This window comes from Rhodococcoides fascians NBRC 12155 = LMG 3623 (assembly GCF_001894785.1).
Classification (GTDB): Bacteria; Actinomycetota; Actinomycetes; order Mycobacteriales; family Mycobacteriaceae; genus Rhodococcoides; species Rhodococcoides fascians.
Window position 1 is genome coordinate 190,638 of the sequence record NZ_BCWW01000002.1, and the last position, 15,878, is coordinate 206,515.

Consider the following 15,878-nt stretch of genomic DNA (forward strand, 5'->3'; position numbering starts at 1 on the left):
TTCTCTATCCTTTTCCGGCGCTCTCGAAGAGCGACCTGGGGTTGTCCTGCATGAGCGAGGAGACGTGGTGTGCGTCCATTCCGCTGCGGACCAGCCGCGCTGCGAAAGAGACTGGAACGTAGGCCAATCCGTTGCCACCGAACTTGCGGAGCATCGACTTGAGAAAGAGATCGTGACTGAGCAGCAACTGGGATCGATAGCCGCCACCGACGAGGCCGCAGATCGCGAACGCCGTATCGGCGGGCGACGGCGACTGGCCCTCGCCTGCGAACTCGAAGGGCATGCCGATCATGTCGAACTCGAGGAAGACTCCGCGATCGGCGAGGGCGCACTGATAGTCGGGGTCGTCGCCCGAGGGGTCCATGTGGCAGAGCACCACAGCTGCCGGGTCGACACCCATCTCGTCCACGACGATGTCGAGGACTTGATGCCCTCTGCGTTGCCAGCCCGGGAGATGGACGAACAAGGGTACGTAGGTTTCTCTTTGGGCGATGCAGGCGGCTCTCAGCGCTTTGGCCTCGGCGTCGGTGAACGACGGCGAAACGCCGATCTCACCGATCACCCCCGGCCGCGGCCCGTCGCCGGTGAATTCGGCGATGAGCCGGGCCGCGAGGTTGTCGATACCGAGCGCGGTGACCTCGGGCGGGTGCGTGGGTTCGAGATACCAGCCCGAACCCATGACGACGCGTACTCCGGTCTCGCGTGAGTAGTGCTCGAGGATCTCGGGTCGCCGCCCGATGCCCGGCGGCGTGAGGTCGACGACCGTGGTACCGCCGTTGTCCGCGAACACTTTCAGGTCGTCGAGTACGGCCGCCGCGTCGTCCACTCGGCAGTTGTCTGCGCTGTGGTACGGGTTGTCGTGCAGCAGCCAGGCGCGGTCCGCCGATACCGGACCGGACAGCAACTGCGCCAGAGCCGGGTCGGCAGCTTCGGAATACGCGGTCGAGGCGTCGTTGTGCAGATGCTCGTGCGGTAGCACCAGTCCCAGTTCGCTGGAGTCGATCGGCCCGGTGACGGTCTGGACGATCATTGCTTACCCGGTGCGCTCTGCAGGTGCTTGAACAGCGAAGCCAGAGAGTGCCCGCGCATGTTGATCCAGATGGCAACGAGCAGAACGACACCGGTGATGATCGGTGTCAGGAACGGGCTCACACCGAGTAGCGTCAGACCGTTGGCGATGATGCCGGTCAACACTGCACCGATGACGGTGCCGATGACCGTTCCCCGGCCGCCGAACAGGTTGGTGCCTCCCAACACCACTGCGGTGATGACGGTGAGCTCGAAACCATTGGCGGAGTTGGCCGATCCCGAACCGAGTCGTGCAGCGATCAATAGGCCCGCGATGCCCGCGGCGAGCCCGGTGAAGACCAGGGTCATCATCAGCACGCGACGGGTGTTGACGCCGGAGCGTCGGACGGATTCGACGTTCGAGCCGATTCCGGTGACGTAGCGGCCGAATCGTGTGCGATTGAGCGCAACAGCGCCGACGATCACGACGGCCAGAGCGATCCAAGCGCTTGCCGAAAAGCCCAGCCACGACGCCGTACCCAGTTTCGCGAAGGCGGTACCGGGAGTGATCGGCACCGAGAAGCCCTCGGTCCTGTACAACGCGATGCCGCGGATGATGGACAGGGTTGCCAGGGTGACGATGAACGGCGGAATGCCCTGATACGCGGCGAGCCAGCCGTTGACCAGGCCCCATGCTGCGCCCATCAGTGGTGCCGCGACGAACACCACCGAGGAGTCGACGCCGGCTTGGATGAGTTCGGCACTCATCGCGGCGACGAAGGCAACGGTCGCTCCGACCGACAGATCGATCTGACCGGTGGTGATCACGAACGTCATGGCAACGGCGATGATGAGCACCGGAGCAATCTGCGTCGCGAGATTCGAGATGTTGGTGAAGGTCAAGAACGAGGACGTCGTCACCGAGAACACCAGGGCCACTGCGACGGTGACCGCCAGCATGGCCAGGGTGGGTTTGTTGGTCTGCTGCCACAGAGTCGGGCGAGCCGCGAGTTTCTCCACGGTCGGCTGGGCTTTCTTGTCCACGGTGATCATGGGCGGCCTTCCGGCGAGGAGGGTGAACGCTGGGGAACCGGCGTGCGCGTGATCAATCCGACGAGCGACTCGATGTTCAGATCGCCGATCGGAACATCGTCGACGCTCTGCCCCTCGTACATGACGGTGATGCGGTCGCAGACCCGGAACAGGTCCTGTAGGCGGTGCGTCACCAGGATGACTCCGACGCCTTGGGCTGCGACGTCGGTGATGAGCTTCAGAACCGATTCCACCTCTGCCACAGCAAGAGCGGCGGTGGGTTCGTCCAGAATCAACACGTCCGGTCGAAACGAGACCGCGCGTGCGATGGCTACCGTCTGGCGTTGCCCACCGGAGAGTTGCCCGATCTCCTGGTAGGTCGACTTCACCTTCACGTGCAGGTCCGCCAGAATCTTGGCGGAACGTTCGTGCATCCCGTGGCGATCGAGGAACGGCCCCTTGCGTGGCTCGCGGCCGAGGAACAGATTGCTTGCGACGTCCAGGGTGTCGCACAGGGCGAGGTCTTGGTAGACGATGCCGATTTTCTTCTGTTGTGCGTCCAGCGGTGTCGAGAAGCGCACGGGTTCTCCGTTGACGCGCATCTCGCCACCGTCGTGTTGGACGGCACCGGCAAGGATTTTCATGAGCGTCGACTTGCCGGCGCCGTTGTCTCCGACGACGCCGAGTACTTCGCCGCGGGCGAGTCGAAGGTCGACTCCGCGAAGCGATTTCACCGGGCCGTACGATTTGGTGATTCCCGAGAGTTCGATCAGTGGCGCGACCGTCAGGTCTTGTTGTGCCATAGGGCTACTTCTCCAGGTAGTACATGTAGTCGCCGACGTTCTCCGGAGTGACGATCTGGGTCGGTACCGGGATGTCAGCGAGTGCGGTCCGTCCGCAGCCGAGGTCGATGGCGGCATTCATGGCCTCGTAGCCGAACTCGAAGGTGTTCTGCTGCACGACGCCTTTCAGCCACCCTGCGTTGAGAGCGGAGACGGCCTGATCGGACAGATCCCAGCCGACGGCCTGAATTCGGTCCTGCGCGTTCTGACTGTTCACGGCGGCGACCAACCCGATCAGAGCAGGCTCCCCGGTGGCGTACACGTACTGCATGTCCGGGTTGCCGGTGAGCAGGTTCTCGGCTGCGGTCTGCGCGTTCTCCTGGATGTTGCGGCCGTCGACCACGGTGCCGACGGTCATCCCGGCCGCCGAGACGGTATCGGTGAAGCCCTTCTGACGTTCGAGCTGGATGGTGCTGTTGAGTGCGCCGACGATTCCTACGGTGCCGGTGTTGTTCGCCAACGCAGTGAGGGTGTCGCCGATCTGAACGCCGCCTTCGGCGTTGGCGGTGCCGACCTGCGTGTCCACGGCAGGATCGTCGACGGTCGCGTCGACTGCGACGACCGGAATGCCCGCAGCATCGGCCTTGACGATCGAGGGCTTGATGCCGTCCGTGTCGATGGCATCGACGATGATCGCGTCGACGCCCGAGGCGATGAGATTGTCGAAAGCGTTGGCCTGGCTGACCGAGTCGTCGTTACCGCTGATGATCTGCAGCTCTACGCCGGTCTGGTCCGCGATCTTCTGGGCAGCATTGTTGATCTGATTGAAGAACAGCGCCTGGAGGTTGATGGTGACGAGGCCGACCTTGAGGGCACCGTTCTTACCGTCGCACGAATCGGCGACGCGGCTCGGATCCGGGATGCTCGACGCGGCTGCGTCGGTTCCGCCCGCGGTGTCGCTGCTGGATGCGGAGTCGCACGAGGTGAGGGTGAGCGCGAGTGCGGCACCGAGAACGAGGGGGAGTGCGCGTTTGATCATCGGGTCTCCTGAAGGTCGACAGTGGCGAGCGTGGTCGTGAAGTCGGTGAGTTCGGTCGGCGTGGGGCATCCGCGTGGTCCGGCTGTGGCGCAGGCGAGTGCTGCCGAGATTCCCGCCATTCGGGCTGCGTGGATCGGGGGTTCGCCCGCGTCGATGAAGGCGATGTAGGTGCCGCAGAAGCAGTCTCCGGCTCCGACGGCATCTATGACGTCGACCGGTACTGCCGGTTCGGTGATGGTCTCACCCGAGGGTGTGACCAGGGTCCACCCGCGTTCGCCGTCGGTGACGACGAGGTGGGTGTCGTGCTCGGCGGTCAGTATCGGCCACCGTTCGGCTGGGATGCCGAAGCTGTTCTGCCACAGACTGCGTCCGACGATGACGTGGTCGGCAAGGGCGAATGCGTGCAGTGCGGCGTCGAGGTCGTCACAGCCGTCGAGGTCGATGGCGAGGCCTACGTTGTCGGGGAGTGTGGGTGGGAGCATCGATGCGCGGTAGCCGTCGAGGAACACGCGTCCGCCGTCGACAGAGAGCTTGTCGAGGACCGTGCGTAGTCTGCCTGCGTCGTTGGCGTCGTCTTGGCTGATGATCGATCGGTCCCCGCCGTCGGCGATGAGAACCACTGCGGTGGAGAGGAATGCGTCGCGCGGTGCCCAGCTGGTGTCGACTCCGTCGCGTTCGAGGGCCGCGAGGAATTCGGAGGATCGGATGTCCGGGCCCACCGCGCCGGCGAACGCGACGCGGGCTCCCATGCGGGCTGCCGACACTGCGGCGTTGGCATTCATGCCGCCGTCGATCGACTCGATCGTCGTGGCCTGCACCCTCTCTCCGAGGGTCGGAACATGCGGAACATGAACCGTCACATCGTTGTTGGCGTAGCCGAAAAATACGATCATCGTCTACTTCCCGGCTGCGCGGGACACGTCGCGAACCTTCTCGCCGGAGACCCGGCCCCACCAGCGTGCGTTCTCCTTCACCGAAGAAGCGATGATGGCACCGTCGCATTCGTTCATCAGGTCGGCGACGTTGGCCGCCGTGATTCCCGATCCGATGATGACGGGGAGGACCGTGTTGTTCTTGATGACCGACACCTCGTCGACCGAGGCGGCGTCACCGGTTCTCGAGCCGGTTGCGATGAGCACGTCTGCGTCGAAGAATTCTGCGTCCTCGGTCTGTTCGGCGATGGTGCGATCGGCAACGATGGCGTGGGCACCGTGCTTGACGTGCACGTCGGCGAAGATCTTGACCGGGTCGGCACCGATGCGATGGCGAAAGCGGGTGGTCTTGGCTGCCTGGCCTTCGATGAATCCCTCGTTGGCGATGTAGGCGTTTGCCCACTGGTTGACCCGCACGAAGCTCGCTCCGGCGGCCCACGCTGCGGCCACGCCGCATTCGCCCGCGTTGGACAGGATTGATACTCCGACTCTGCTGCCGAACTCACCGACGACGGAGGCGGTGACGACGCCCATGCTGGCCGCTGTTTCGTATCCGTGCTCTCCGGGCTTGAGGAAGGGTATGTCCCAATGATTTTCGACGATGACGCCATCGAATCCGTTGTCGATGTACGCGTGCGCCTCCTCCACGGCGAAGCCTGCGATCTCGGAGACGGGCTGGCCCTTGTAGTGCGGGCTGCCCGGCAGTGCGGGTAGGTGGATCGCGCCGATGAGTGCGGGTGCGGAGGTGAACATCTCGGCCAGCGCCGACGGCTTTGTCGGAAATACCCCCAGCGAAGCTGAGGGGTTCGGATCCGACGGGGACGTACTCACGTAAGGAGCTCCTCTGGTGTGGGCGTCGACCAAGGCGATGTAATCGATTGCCTCGTATGTATGCACCGTAGGCGATCGGCACCGGGTCGTGTCAAGGAATTCTTGAGTCGTTTATGTAAACGATTACCTCTACTGTGTAAACAGCATCGCAAGCGACCGTGCGGTTCGCTAGCCTCGGTTCACACGCGAGAGTAGGAGTTGGATGCGCAAAGCAACCATTCGTGACGTCGCGGAGCGCGCGGGCGTCTCGACAGCCACGGTGTCTCGGGCGCTCTCGGGGTCACGTCCGGTGTCGGACGACGTTGCCGCGAGTATTCGGCAGGCGGCGGCCGATCTCGGCTATTCGGGCAACATCATCGCCAGTTCGCTGCGCCGCAACCGCACGGACACGGTTGGGATGGTGGTGCCCAGTATTGCCAACCCGTTCTTCACCTCGCTCGTCGTCAACGTCGAACATGTTCTCTCGCAGCGTGGACTGCAGTTGTTCCTGTGCGATTCGCGATCGGATCCGGAAGTCGAGGCGCAACGGCTGCGTAGTCTGGTCTCGCGTCAGGTCGACGGCATCATCATCAGCCCGTGCCATGGAGAACGTTCTGCCGAGGCGGTTCGTGCGTCGGCCCGTGCGATCCCCGTGGTCCAGCTCGACCGCTTCGCTCTCGATACTCATACCGATTGGGTCGGCGTCGATGATGATGCCGCTCAGGGCCTGATCATGGATCACCTTGCTGCACAGGGTGTTCGGAGTGCCGCGTTCATCAGTTCCGAGCTGACCAATTCGTCGACGGAGTTGCGGCGGGCCGGCTTCTTCCGCCATGCCGAGCGCGTGGGGATTCGGACGCGGGACGAGTGGACGTTGTTGGGTGATTATTCGATCGACTGGGGGCGTGAGTCGTCGCGCTCGATCCTCGCTTCTCCCACGCGGCCCGATGCGGTGGTGGGTGCGGACGACCTGATCGCCCTCGGGGTGCTGCAGAGCTGCCAGGCTCTGGGATTGTCGGTCCCGGGCGATGTGATGGTCACCGGGTTCGACGACATTCCGTTCTCTGCATTGAGCAATCCGCCGCTGACCACCATCCGGCAACCGCAGGAACGAATCGCTGAAGAGGCCACTCGCCTACTGGATCAGGCCATGAACAGCGATCACACCGGCACTGCGCACATCGCGTTGCAGCCGGAGTTGGTGGTCCGTCAGTCGACGGTCGGCCACGCACGCGTCGCCGCGGTGTAGGCCACGATCGCCGCATCGAGTTCGTCGAGCGTGACGGTTTCGTCGGCGGCGTGCATCAGTGCCGGCGTCCCCGGCCCCCACACGACAATAGGGGCACCGGGGGCAGCGGATCCGATGATGGACGCGTCGGTGAAGTACGTGACCGGTTCTGTAGCAACGGTATGCGGAAGGCCATCCACCCATCGGTCGCCTTGGGGTGTGCGAACTCCGGGCAGATCGATGCGAGCGTCGGCGTGATCGACCTCGGGTTGATCGCGCCACCAGGACAGCAGTGCCGAACCGTCCCCGACGGTGCGATGGTCGACGACGACGTGTGCGGTGTCAGGAACGATGTTGGGTGCCGAGCCGCCGTCGATCAATCCCACGTTGAACGTTTCGGCGCCCAGGAACTGATCCGTAGACAGCGGGAGCTCGGTGCGGGCTCGTGCCAACACGTCGACCAGTTTCATGATTGCACTCTCACCCCGATGCGGAGTACTTCCATGTGCTGCAATGCCTTTGGTGGTCACATCGACCCACAACGCACCTCGATGCCCCAGATGGACGCGATTTCCCGTTGCCTCGGGAACCACGACCGCTCCTACGGCGCACTCGGCGACGGCGTGGCGAGCGGCACGCGCACCGAGTGACCCGATCTCTTCGTCGCTGGTGAGCAACAGGGCGGCAGGAACCCCGTTGTCGAAGGCGTCCATCACCGCAGCGGTGGCGGCAACAAGCCCGGCCTTCATGTCCGAGGTGCCGCGGCCACGGAGAACACCGTGTTCGATATCTGCAGCGAAGGGATCGAACTGCCAATTCGACAGATCACCCGCCGGCACGGTGTCCACGTGGCACGCGAACATCAACCGCGTCGACGTCGGCGGGGAGGGATTGGTGATCAACAGCCATGGGTGGGGACCATCCGGATCGCCGTCGATGGCAAGGTCACCGACGCGGGCCCTGAGCACGGACACGATTTCGTCCATCGACGAGCGCTGGGGGCGGGGATCACCCGACACAGTGGGCTGGGTGACCAGTTCGGTGAGAAGTCCGACGGAATCCATGACTCCAGTATGCCCGTGGTGCCTGCGGCAGTGGTGCGGCAGAGCGCCGCAGAGGGCACATAACCGCACCACTGCCGCAGGCATCTATGAGGCGTTGGCGATGATTGCCTGCGCGGCTTCGGTCGGTGCCTGAGTCGGGATCCAATGTGTCACTCCGGCAAGCACAGTCAGGGTGTAGCGGGCATCGACGTACTGTTGTGCGCGTTCGATGGCCGAGCGGCCGATGAAGGTGTCGCCGTCACTCCACACCATCGATGTCGGGACTGTGATGCGCAGACGGCCGATACCAGGGTTGGAGAACGGCAGTCCGCGATACCAAGTGACAGCGAAGGGAAGTGCGCCGTAGTCGACGACGTCCCTGCGCGTGCGCTCCAGGTCGTCCGCATTCATACCGCTTTTCTCATACCACTTTTCGGCCCTCTGGCCAGGCCGTGTCATCCATTTCTCGGGGAGCACCGGCAGTTGGAAGAATGCGAAGTACCAGGAGTGCAGAATTTGTCGTGAGGTGAGCAGAGCCGTCATGAACGACCCGGGATGCGGGACGGAGAATGCCGTCAGCGACGACACCAGATCGGGGCGTCGGCCTGCGGTGACCCACGCGATCATCGCTCCCCAGTCGTGGCCGACCACATGCACCGGGGCACCGATTTCGTCGATGAGGGCCACGACGTCGTTGACGAGCGCACCGACGCGATAGTCGCGTCGGCGTTTGGGTCGGGCACCCGGCGAGTACCCGCGTTGATCGGGCGCGATTGTTCGGAACCCCGCCTCGTTCAGCTCGTTCATCACGGCGGACCACGACGCGGCACGTTCGGGAAAGCCGTGCAGCAGCAACACAATCGGTCCGTCCAGAGGTCCCTGGTCGAGGACGTCGAACTCGAGTCCGTCATGGGTGTAGCGTGCGATCCTCCCGCTCACCGAAGAATCCTTTCGTTGGTCAGCACGTGCTGGGAACCGATGCACCGGCGAATTCGGCGGCGAGGAATTGCATGGCCGAGTCGTCGCTCACGTTGTGTCCCTGCTCTGTTTGTTCCTGAGCGACGACCCGATCGCCGAGCGCACACGCTGCGCGGACGGCGTCGGCCGTCCACTGCGGTAGCACGATGTCGTCGCGCGCACCGTAGGCGACGAACATCGGCACGGTGGTTCGTACCTGAGGGAGGGTGTAGCGGCCGATCAGATCGAACAGCTTCTGTTCTGCCTCGGGGGATCTCGGCGCGAACTCCGTCGGTGCCATCTCGCTGACAGCGCGCTCCTTGGTTGCGGTGTTCGTGCCCTGGCACGCGAGTAGTAGTTCTGTGTTGGTCTGAGCGACCGTGCCGCTGTAGTCCCGAGGGTCGAGGGTGGGATCGACCTGTTGCGCCCCGTAGAGCAGGTACGGCAGCAGCCCTTTCTGCGGTGTGGTCAGGGTGCCGTCCCTGGCGGCACGCGCAAGCGGTGCCAGATCCGTGGGCGGGGACAGTGAGACCGAGGCGATCAGTTCCAGCCCTTGCCCATAGCTGGAGTTCAATTCGTTTGCGGCCCAGGCTGCTTGCCCGCCCTGCGACAGTCCGACGGCTGCCCACCGAGCAGAGGTCTCGGGCAGGGCGTTGTGGACGGCGCGAGCCGCGTCGATCATGTTGTGGCCCGCAGTGCGCGGCTCCAGGTACGGGTGGGTGCCGTCTCCGCTGCCGAGTCCTTGATAGTCGGGTAGCACCGTGACGTAGCCGAGTTCGGTGAAAGCCTCGACCGTGGAGTCCAATCCGAGTAGGTCGGGGTACAGGGAGGGCCCGCAGTCGGCTTGTACGCCGGTGGTGCCGTGGCCGTAGACGACGATCGGCCATCCACCTGCCGGAGGTGTACCGGGCGGAACAGCGGCGACGCCGGAGACCGCCGTCGCAGAATCATCGACACCGGATGTCGATTCGTACACGAAGCGATAGACGGTCGCACCTGTCGCAGTGAGCCTGGCCGACCGGGACCCGAAATCCTCCGATTCGAGCAGCGTCCCCGCAGTGCCCGTCAGCTCGTACTGCGACTGTGCTGCAGACGTACTTGCGGGCGCGGGCGAGTCGGGTCCAGCGGGCGACGAACTGCATCCGACGGCCGTCAGCAGCGTGAGCCCGCACGCAATTGCGAAGACTCGGCGAGACGGCAGGGCAATGGATGCGGGCATATCGCGTGTCTACCAGAACGCAGCCAACAACTCGTCGGTCGCCTGCAGCGGCGCATACCCGTCGGGAATGGCGCGACGGCATCCGTCGAGTTCGATGGTGAAATTGCGAATGTTCGACGGCCATCCAGCAGCATATGTCGTCACCGCCGTCCGCGTCGCAGACATCGTGCAGGGTCCGGCGGGTGCCAAGTCCTCGATCGATATCCCGATCTCGCCGGTGACTCCGGTGAATTCGGTGCCGGAGAACAAGCAGTACGTGTAGCCGATGGTCAGACCCGCTGCGCGCTCACTGCCGAGGAGAACCTCGGAGTAGTGAGGGGAGCAGCTCGAGACTCGTTGCCGGTCGTAGCTGATCACCGATACGTCGTGTTCGAATTCGGTAACCATATCGAGTGCCCGAATTTCGGCGATGGCGCTGTAATTCAGCAGCCCGCATTCCCCAGTAGGGAGAGTCGGTTCCATTGCGCGCCCTCGGTTGTCGACGAGCCATATCTGCGGCGGCTCGACGACGCTGTATGTCGGGCAATAGCCGCGGATCAGCGTGCTTTCGGACGGCGCGTTGAGTAGGCGGATCACCTCGGTGAGGTCACCTTCGTATCTGTGCTCGCGGTAGGGCACGGTGTCGGGGGCGACCCCCTCGTCGATTTGGTCGCAGACGATCGCCGCGACTGGAACGAAATCGTCCGGCACCGTCCCAGGTGTGGGCCGAGGGAATCTCGGCCGCGGCTCGTCTATCTGGGGCCCTCGGTCGCACCGAAATGCCTCTGCAGATCCGATTTCGGCGACGACCCGGTGGGGACTCAGCGACGCCGGCGACGCACAGGTGACCGCGGTGATGGCGACGAGCATCAGTCCCACCGTCCATCGCCATGTCATCAGCACAACGTAGCGGCATTGCAGTTCAGGGTTTGTCGCTTCTGTTTTTCGGGGACTATCGCAGCCATGAGGATTGGCGTCGTTGTCAGTGCGGTCGTTGCGGTTGTGGTGTCGTTTCTCGGCTCCGGCGCGTGGATAGGGACGCCCATTGCCGAGGCGGTCGGCGGGGCGCTCAGTGCGACGTCGACGCTGGTGGCTCCCGCTGGTCCCGCGTTCTCGATCTGGTCGGTGATTTACACCGGTCTCGTCGTCTATGCCGTCTGGCAGTTCCTACCCGGTCGAACTGCCCGTCATGACGCCTTGCGGGCACCGGTCATCGCGTCGATGTTGCTCAATCCGGCGTGGATTCTCGCGATTCAGTTCGGGCAGGTGTGGCTCAGCGTGGTGGTCATCGTCGCGCTGTTGGCCGCTCTCGTGCGAGTCTTCGTACTCCTGCAACAGCAGCGCCCGGAATCCGTGGTCGACGCGGTGATCACCGACGGCACGATGGGTCTCTATCTCGGGTGGGTGTGCGTGGCCACCATCGCGAACATCTCGGCGTGGCTGGTCGATCTCGGAGTCACCGGTGGCGCGACGGTCTGGGCGGTCGTTGTACTGGCCGTCGCAGCACTGGTCGGGGTGACTCTGGCGCGTTACTCGAACGGAGCGATCGCTCCGATGTTCGCCATCGTGTGGGGACTGGGATGGCTGGCACAGGGGCGCCTCGGCGGCGAGCTGACGAACGCCATGGTCGGATGGACGGCAGTATCTGCCGCAGTGATCGTCGCCGTCGTGACGGTGGGAATCAGGCTCCGATCACGGCGGTCGACGGTCCGTCAGGCGGCGTAGTACTTCCTCCAGTGCGTTTCGAGGAAGTCGGACAGCGAACTCCCCGAATCGTTGGTACGCCAGGCGACGTGACCGTCGGGTCGGACGAGTACTGCTCCGGACTCACCTACCTCGTACAGCGATATCAGTTCGTTGCGATCGACGCCGACGGGTGCGTCCAGTACGACGAGCGACATACCCGGGCGTACATCACGCATACCAGCAATCAACGGTTCCCACGCAGAACCGTCGAAGGTGAACAGCGTCAACATGTTCGGGTCCAGCACGTCGTGCGGCGAGACGAGTTGCCCGTCGACCGAGACGAGCGCGTGAGGCAATCGCGCACCGGGGTACGTGGTGGGCACGTAATCGACAACATCTTCCACGGGCTTCGTCGACGCGTCTTGGGCGATCAGTGGACTGTCGTAGAGGAAGCCGAATTGCAGGCCGGTGGAGACGAAATGCTCCAACTGCAGTGGAATCGCGGCTGCGATTTCGGCGCGCAGTTCCGCCGACCCGGGGGCATCCGGGCGCAGGCTTCGTGATCGGCTCATCTGCTTGCGGGTTGCTGCAGCCGCGATGGGCGCGATCAGTCGGCCCGGAAGTTTGTTCAGTGGTGCCCGCCCCATGGCCTGAGTTGCCTTGGCCAGCATGGCGTTGGTGATCCCGATCCGCTTGCCGATGTCGTCCATGCGGAAGTGGTTGGCCACGCTCTGTTCGGCGAACTTCTCCACCACCGGGCGGCGCTCGGTGTCGTAGGTGTCCAGCAGCTCCGGGCCTGCCGCACCGGAGAGCACGGCATCGAGCTTCCACGCGAGGTTGTGGGCATCCTGCACTCCGGAATTGAGCCCGAAGCCGCCGGTATGCGGAAAGCGGTGAGCGGCATCGCCCAGCAACAGGAGCCGATCGTGGCGGAAGGTGTCGGCCGTCTGAGACGTCATCACCCACGTGCCCGTCGACTCAAGCGTGAAGTCGTTCGTACCCAACGCCTTCGGTAGCGTCTTCTCCCAGAATCGGCGGCCATTCCTGGCGATCTCCTGCGCTGGGTGCAGATAGGCCGTCATCAGGATGTAGCGGTGATACGCGTGCGAGATGAGCACTCCGCACAGGTCCGGGGTGTAGATCCAACTCAACAGCGGACGCGCGTCGTCAGGAAACAGTGTGTTCGACGTGAAGAACGCACTGCCCATGTTGGCGAGTACCGGTCCGGTCAGCGATATCCCGGCTGCGTCGCGGGTCGCGCTGTTGGCACCGTCGCAAGCGAGGACGTACGGCGCACGTACTTCGGCGGCGTCACCAGTGAGGCTGCGGAAGGCGACGCGCGCGTCACCGGAGTTCGATTCGACCGATTCGACGGAGACTCCGCGGCGAAATTCGATCAGCGGTTCGGCGTCCACGGCGTCCCACAGCACGGGCATCAGAATGTGCTGGCCGATGTGCGACACCATGTACGGGCTCTGGCTTTCCACGATGGCTTTGCGTTCGGGATCGGACAGCAGATCGATCGACCCGATGGCGTCACCGGCCAGGTCGCCGTACCAGCTGATCAGATTCACCTGTTCGTGCGGAGGCGACATCGCCGCTATCGACTTGGCCAGTTCGGGGCTGTACTCGTTCCAGATCTCCAGTGTCCGAGCATTGATCACGTGAGCCGCCGGATGGAACAGTGGACTGGTTCGACGCTCGAGCATTACCGTTCGAATACCCCTGCGCGCCAGCAGAAGCGCTGCAGTGGTACCCGCCGGGCCGGCACCGATGATGACGACGGGAGTGCTCATCGGACGACGGTTTCCTGGGTCCCCAGGTCGATCGACCCGTCCGGAGTGCGAATGGTGGCAGTGACGACGTCGTCGACCGAAAGGTACTTCGGGTTCTTGGCTTGGCGTGCGAAGAAGAACTTCCACTTCAGCGCAGGCGGGATGAGTTCACCGATCTTCTGGATCGCTTTGGGCGGCGCGGAGATTGCCGTGCCGATCGGAGTTCCGGTCAACAGGACGTCGCCTGCGGTCATGTTCTGAAAACGGGCCAGTCTGGTGAAGGCCTCGGCGGGCGGCGTGATGAGGTCGTCGCCGACGGTCTGGTCCTGACGGATCTCCCCGTTGACCGCCAGTGTCATGCGTAGCTCTGGCAGTCGTCGCAGCTCGTCGTTGTCGAGCAGCACCAGCCGAGGGCCGAGTGGAGTGAAGGTGGGATACGACTTGCTCTCGTACACCTGCACTTTCGTCAACTGGATCTCCCGAGCCGACACATCGTTGGCCACGACGAAGCCGGCCACGTAGGACGCGAGGTTGTCGTCGGTGACGGTTGTCCCGATGGGGATATCGGCACCGACCACCACGCCCAGCTCGATCTCGTAGTCGAGCAGGGCTACCTCCGGCGGTTGCCGAATGTGATCGTTCGGGCCGCTGATCGACGCGGACGACTTACGAAAGAACGTCGGCTGCAGGGTCTTCGGGTCCGAGCCGGCGTCGATCGCATGGGATCGGTAATTGAGCAACTGCGCCACCACTCGGCACGGTGCGGTGATAGGTGAGAGGAGTTCGAGCTCGGCGACATTCGTGCCTGTCCCCGATGCGGCGTCGATGGCCGACCGGTCGGCCAGTAGCTGATGGGTGGTCTGCGCAGTGGTGTCGATCCTGACGGCCTGGTCGCCGTCGAGACGCCACCAGCCGTCCGTGGTTCGAATGATGTTGATGGGCATAGCTTTCGATCCCCCCTAGCAATCGGTCACAGAGTTTTCGGTGTGATGGTCTTCTTGTTGGCGATCACCGGCCGGCCGGGCCTGGTTCCGGCCTCACGCTGCCGCAGTTCCTCGTGGGTCGCTCCGTTGCGGAGTCGGCTGAGGAGGTAGTCGGGGTCGATGTTGACGCCGATGGGATTGCGCGCGAATTCCTCGGTGAAGAAGAAGGCCGCAGTGTGGTCGGAATCGAAGTTCTCCACTTGGAACTCGAGCCGAATACCGTCCGGGTCCTCGTAGTACAGCGAGATCGTCGGCCCGTGGTTGATGGACCACACCGGAAGGATGCCCTGGCGCTTGAGCCGCACGTAGTTCTCCAGCAGTCGTTCCAGCGATCGGAACGTCAGGGCGATGTGATCGATGCCGTAGGCCTTGCGCCGCAGCTTGGCGAAGGGGAACAGGAACTTCACCGGCTTGGGCACGGCGATGATCGCGAGTCGATGCGACTCGTCGTCCCAGGTCAAGAACGTGATCTCGTCGTCCTGGTAGGCGATCTCGGCCCCGAACACCGTGCCGTACCAGCGCACCATCTCCTCGGTTCGCGCAGATTTGACGACCCAATGCGCGATGTAGTCGGGCGCGACCCGTTGCGTCTCGATCGTCGGTGCATCGTGCGTTGCGCTCATGAATCGACCTTTCGTCGCGATCGGAGTGTGATCCAGATTAAGTGCAGTTTGACTGTCAGTCAATAATTTGACTGATGGTCAGTCGAAAATCCGGAATGGGTGCGGTGCCGAGCGTGTCGTTGTAACAGAGCATTTGCTCTGTTACGGTCACGTCATGCCCCGCCCACGCGTGCACGATCTCGATCACCTACTGGATGTGGCCGAGGCGTTGGCCGTCGAGTCGGGCCCGGCCGCGGTCACCATTCGCGCGTTGTCTGAGCTGACCTCGGTGTCCAACGGGGCGATCTACCACGCGTTCGGGTCGCGGGCCGGACTCCTCGGCCGAGTGTGGTTGCGCGGCGCGCAGCGCATGCTCACCGTGCAGCGAGGGTCCGTGGACGACGCATTGGCGACGGGCACCGCGGTGGACGCAATAGTGGCTGCTGCGGATGCGCCGGCGCGCTTTCTACTCGATCATCCGACGGCCGGGCAGTTTCTCATGATTGTGTCGCGTCGAGAGTTGTTGGGCTCGAACGATATTCCGGACGCGCTTGCCGACGACCTTCGTATGCTCGATTCGACGCTCGTCGAGTTGTTCGTGCGGTTGTCGACCGAGATGTGGAACCGAGCGGATCGCACGGCCGTAGCCGTGATCAAGGATTGCACCGTCGAGCTCCCTGCCGCGTTGCTCCTGCGGGGTCGCCGTGCGCCAGACGCATCGGTGCGCGAACGACTCGCTGCCGCCGTGCGCGGCGTCCTCACTCTTCCTCCGCCCCCTCCACCGCCGAAGTCTTCATAGCCTC

Annotated in this window: 16 protein-coding genes; 3 read left to right on the forward strand and 13 right to left on the reverse strand. The window is 63.8% G+C overall.

Going from position 1 to position 15,878, the window contains the following annotated elements:
• Window positions 1–4: 4 nt before the first annotated feature.
• From RFA01S_RS06890 to RFA01S_RS06915, 6 genes are read right to left on the reverse strand one after another with little or no spacing between them, the layout of a single operon-like run.
• Entirely contained in the window at window positions 5–1,030 is a 1,026-nt protein-coding gene (locus RFA01S_RS06890; RefSeq protein ID WP_032406076.1) for a phosphotriesterase family protein, read from the reverse strand.
• Window positions 1,027–2,061: an ABC transporter permease gene (locus RFA01S_RS06895; protein WP_032374888.1), complete on the reverse strand. Its 1,035-nt coding sequence runs from the start codon at window positions 2,059–2,061 to the stop codon at window positions 1,027–1,029. The genes RFA01S_RS06890 and RFA01S_RS06895 overlap by 4 nt, the downstream gene beginning before the upstream one ends.
• Window positions 2,058–2,843: an ATP-binding cassette domain-containing protein gene (locus RFA01S_RS06900; RefSeq protein ID WP_032392130.1), complete on the reverse strand. Its 786-nt coding sequence runs from the start codon at window positions 2,841–2,843 to the stop codon at window positions 2,058–2,060. Before RFA01S_RS06900 ends, RFA01S_RS06895 begins: the two co-directional genes overlap by 4 nt.
• Window positions 2,844–2,847: 4 nt before the next feature.
• Window positions 2,848–3,861 carry a substrate-binding domain-containing protein gene (locus RFA01S_RS06905; RefSeq protein WP_032406077.1) on the reverse strand — a complete coding sequence of 338 codons (1,014 nt, stop codon included), beginning with the start codon at window positions 3,859–3,861 and terminating at the stop codon, window positions 2,848–2,850.
• On the reverse strand, window positions 3,858–4,754 hold the full coding sequence (locus RFA01S_RS06910; RefSeq protein WP_032406078.1) for a carbohydrate kinase family protein: 897 nt from the start codon (window positions 4,752–4,754) through the stop codon (window positions 3,858–3,860). Before RFA01S_RS06910 ends, RFA01S_RS06905 begins: the two co-directional genes overlap by 4 nt.
• A gap of 3 nt (window positions 4,755–4,757) precedes the next feature.
• Window positions 4,758–5,624 carry a BtpA/SgcQ family protein gene (locus RFA01S_RS06915; RefSeq protein ID WP_230592013.1) on the reverse strand — a complete coding sequence of 289 codons (867 nt, stop codon included), beginning with the start codon at window positions 5,622–5,624 and terminating at the stop codon, window positions 4,758–4,760.
• Between the two features lie 202 nt (window positions 5,625–5,826).
• Here RFA01S_RS06915 and RFA01S_RS06920 point away from each other — a divergent pair, with 202 nt between their 5' ends.
• Entirely contained in the window at window positions 5,827–6,852 is a 1,026-nt protein-coding gene (locus tag RFA01S_RS06920; RefSeq protein ID WP_032406079.1) for a LacI family DNA-binding transcriptional regulator, read from the forward strand.
• Here RFA01S_RS06920 and RFA01S_RS06925 read toward each other — a convergent pair.
• From RFA01S_RS06925 to RFA01S_RS06940, 4 genes are all read right to left on the reverse strand, one after another.
• On the reverse strand, window positions 6,813–7,895 hold the full coding sequence (locus tag RFA01S_RS06925; protein ID WP_032392132.1) for a M20 family metallopeptidase: 1,083 nt from the start codon (window positions 7,893–7,895) through the stop codon (window positions 6,813–6,815). The genes RFA01S_RS06920 and RFA01S_RS06925 overlap by 40 nt on opposite strands.
• An 84-nt stretch (window positions 7,896–7,979) precedes the next feature.
• The gene (locus RFA01S_RS06930) at window positions 7,980–8,813 is read right to left on the reverse strand and encodes an alpha/beta fold hydrolase (protein WP_032406080.1); all 834 of its coding nucleotides are present in this window, start codon (window positions 8,811–8,813) and stop codon (window positions 7,980–7,982) included.
• A gap of 19 nt (window positions 8,814–8,832) precedes the next feature.
• Window positions 8,833–10,050: a lipase family protein gene (locus tag RFA01S_RS06935; protein ID WP_052060400.1), complete on the reverse strand. Its 1,218-nt coding sequence runs from the start codon at window positions 10,048–10,050 to the stop codon at window positions 8,833–8,835.
• A 9-nt stretch (window positions 10,051–10,059) separates the two neighbouring features.
• Window positions 10,060–10,926, reverse strand: a complete 867-nt coding sequence (locus RFA01S_RS06940; RefSeq protein WP_139278398.1) for a hypothetical protein — start codon at window positions 10,924–10,926, stop codon at window positions 10,060–10,062.
• Window positions 10,927–10,992: 66 nt separating this feature from the next.
• Between RFA01S_RS06940 and RFA01S_RS06945 the strand changes: the two genes are divergently transcribed.
• Window positions 10,993–11,754 carry a TspO/MBR family protein gene (locus RFA01S_RS06945; RefSeq protein WP_032406081.1) on the forward strand — a complete coding sequence of 254 codons (762 nt, stop codon included), beginning with the start codon at window positions 10,993–10,995 and terminating at the stop codon, window positions 11,752–11,754.
• Here RFA01S_RS06945 and RFA01S_RS06950 read toward each other — a convergent pair.
• From RFA01S_RS06950 to RFA01S_RS06960, 3 genes are read right to left on the reverse strand one after another with little or no spacing between them, the layout of a single operon-like run.
• Window positions 11,742–13,511: an FAD-dependent monooxygenase gene (locus RFA01S_RS06950; protein WP_032406082.1), complete on the reverse strand. Its 1,770-nt coding sequence runs from the start codon at window positions 13,509–13,511 to the stop codon at window positions 11,742–11,744. The two genes, RFA01S_RS06945 and RFA01S_RS06950, sit on opposite strands and share 13 nt — an antisense overlap.
• Complete coding sequence (locus RFA01S_RS06955; RefSeq protein WP_032406083.1) at window positions 13,508–14,434, reverse strand: fumarylacetoacetate hydrolase family protein; 927 nt, start codon at window positions 14,432–14,434, stop codon at window positions 13,508–13,510. The genes RFA01S_RS06950 and RFA01S_RS06955 overlap by 4 nt, the downstream gene beginning before the upstream one ends.
• 26 nt (window positions 14,435–14,460) lie before the next feature.
• Window positions 14,461–15,096 carry a VOC family protein gene (locus RFA01S_RS06960; RefSeq protein ID WP_032406084.1) on the reverse strand — a complete coding sequence of 212 codons (636 nt, stop codon included), beginning with the start codon at window positions 15,094–15,096 and terminating at the stop codon, window positions 14,461–14,463.
• A gap of 154 nt (window positions 15,097–15,250) precedes the next feature.
• Here RFA01S_RS06960 and RFA01S_RS06965 point away from each other — a divergent pair, with 154 nt between their 5' ends.
• Window positions 15,251–15,874: a TetR/AcrR family transcriptional regulator gene (locus tag RFA01S_RS06965; protein WP_072692027.1), complete on the forward strand. Its 624-nt coding sequence runs from the start codon at window positions 15,251–15,253 to the stop codon at window positions 15,872–15,874.
• The last annotated feature ends 4 nt before the right edge of the window (window positions 15,875–15,878 follow it).

What these genes read in the sequence shown, in the direction of transcription:
- RFA01S_RS06890 (WP_032406076.1), bottom strand. Translation starts at nt 1,030, where the DNA reads ATGATCGTCCAGACCGTCACCGGGCCGATCGACTCCAGCGAACTGGGA.
- RFA01S_RS06895 (WP_032374888.1), bottom strand. Translation starts at nt 2,061, where the DNA reads ATGATCACCGTGGACAAGAAAGCCCAGCCGACCGTGGAGAAACTCGCG.
- RFA01S_RS06900 (WP_032392130.1), bottom strand. Translation starts at nt 2,843, where the DNA reads ATGGCACAACAAGACCTGACGGTCGCGCCACTGATCGAACTCTCGGGA.
- RFA01S_RS06905 (WP_032406077.1), bottom strand. Translation starts at nt 3,861, where the DNA reads ATGATCAAACGCGCACTCCCCCTCGTTCTCGGTGCCGCACTCGCGCTC.
- RFA01S_RS06910 (WP_032406078.1), bottom strand. Translation starts at nt 4,754, where the DNA reads ATGATCGTATTTTTCGGCTACGCCAACAACGATGTGACGGTTCATGTT.
- RFA01S_RS06920 (WP_032406079.1), top strand. Translation starts at nt 5,827, where the DNA reads ATGCGCAAAGCAACCATTCGTGACGTCGCGGAGCGCGCGGGCGTCTCG.
- RFA01S_RS06925 (WP_032392132.1), bottom strand. Translation starts at nt 7,895, where the DNA reads ATGGATTCCGTCGGACTTCTCACCGAACTGGTCACCCAGCCCACTGTG.
- RFA01S_RS06935 (WP_052060400.1), bottom strand. Translation starts at nt 10,050, where the DNA reads ATGCCCGCATCCATTGCCCTGCCGTCTCGCCGAGTCTTCGCAATTGCG.
- RFA01S_RS06940 (WP_139278398.1), bottom strand. Translation starts at nt 10,926, where the DNA reads ATGACATGGCGATGGACGGTGGGACTGATGCTCGTCGCCATCACCGCG.
- RFA01S_RS06945 (WP_032406081.1), top strand. Translation starts at nt 10,993, where the DNA reads ATGAGGATTGGCGTCGTTGTCAGTGCGGTCGTTGCGGTTGTGGTGTCG.
- RFA01S_RS06950 (WP_032406082.1), bottom strand. Translation starts at nt 13,511, where the DNA reads ATGAGCACTCCCGTCGTCATCATCGGTGCCGGCCCGGCGGGTACCACT.
- RFA01S_RS06955 (WP_032406083.1), bottom strand. Translation starts at nt 14,434, where the DNA reads ATGCCCATCAACATCATTCGAACCACGGACGGCTGGTGGCGTCTCGAC.
- RFA01S_RS06960 (WP_032406084.1), bottom strand. Translation starts at nt 15,096, where the DNA reads ATGAGCGCAACGCACGATGCACCGACGATCGAGACGCAACGGGTCGCG.
- RFA01S_RS06965 (WP_072692027.1), top strand. Translation starts at nt 15,251, where the DNA reads ATGCCCCGCCCACGCGTGCACGATCTCGATCACCTACTGGATGTGGCC.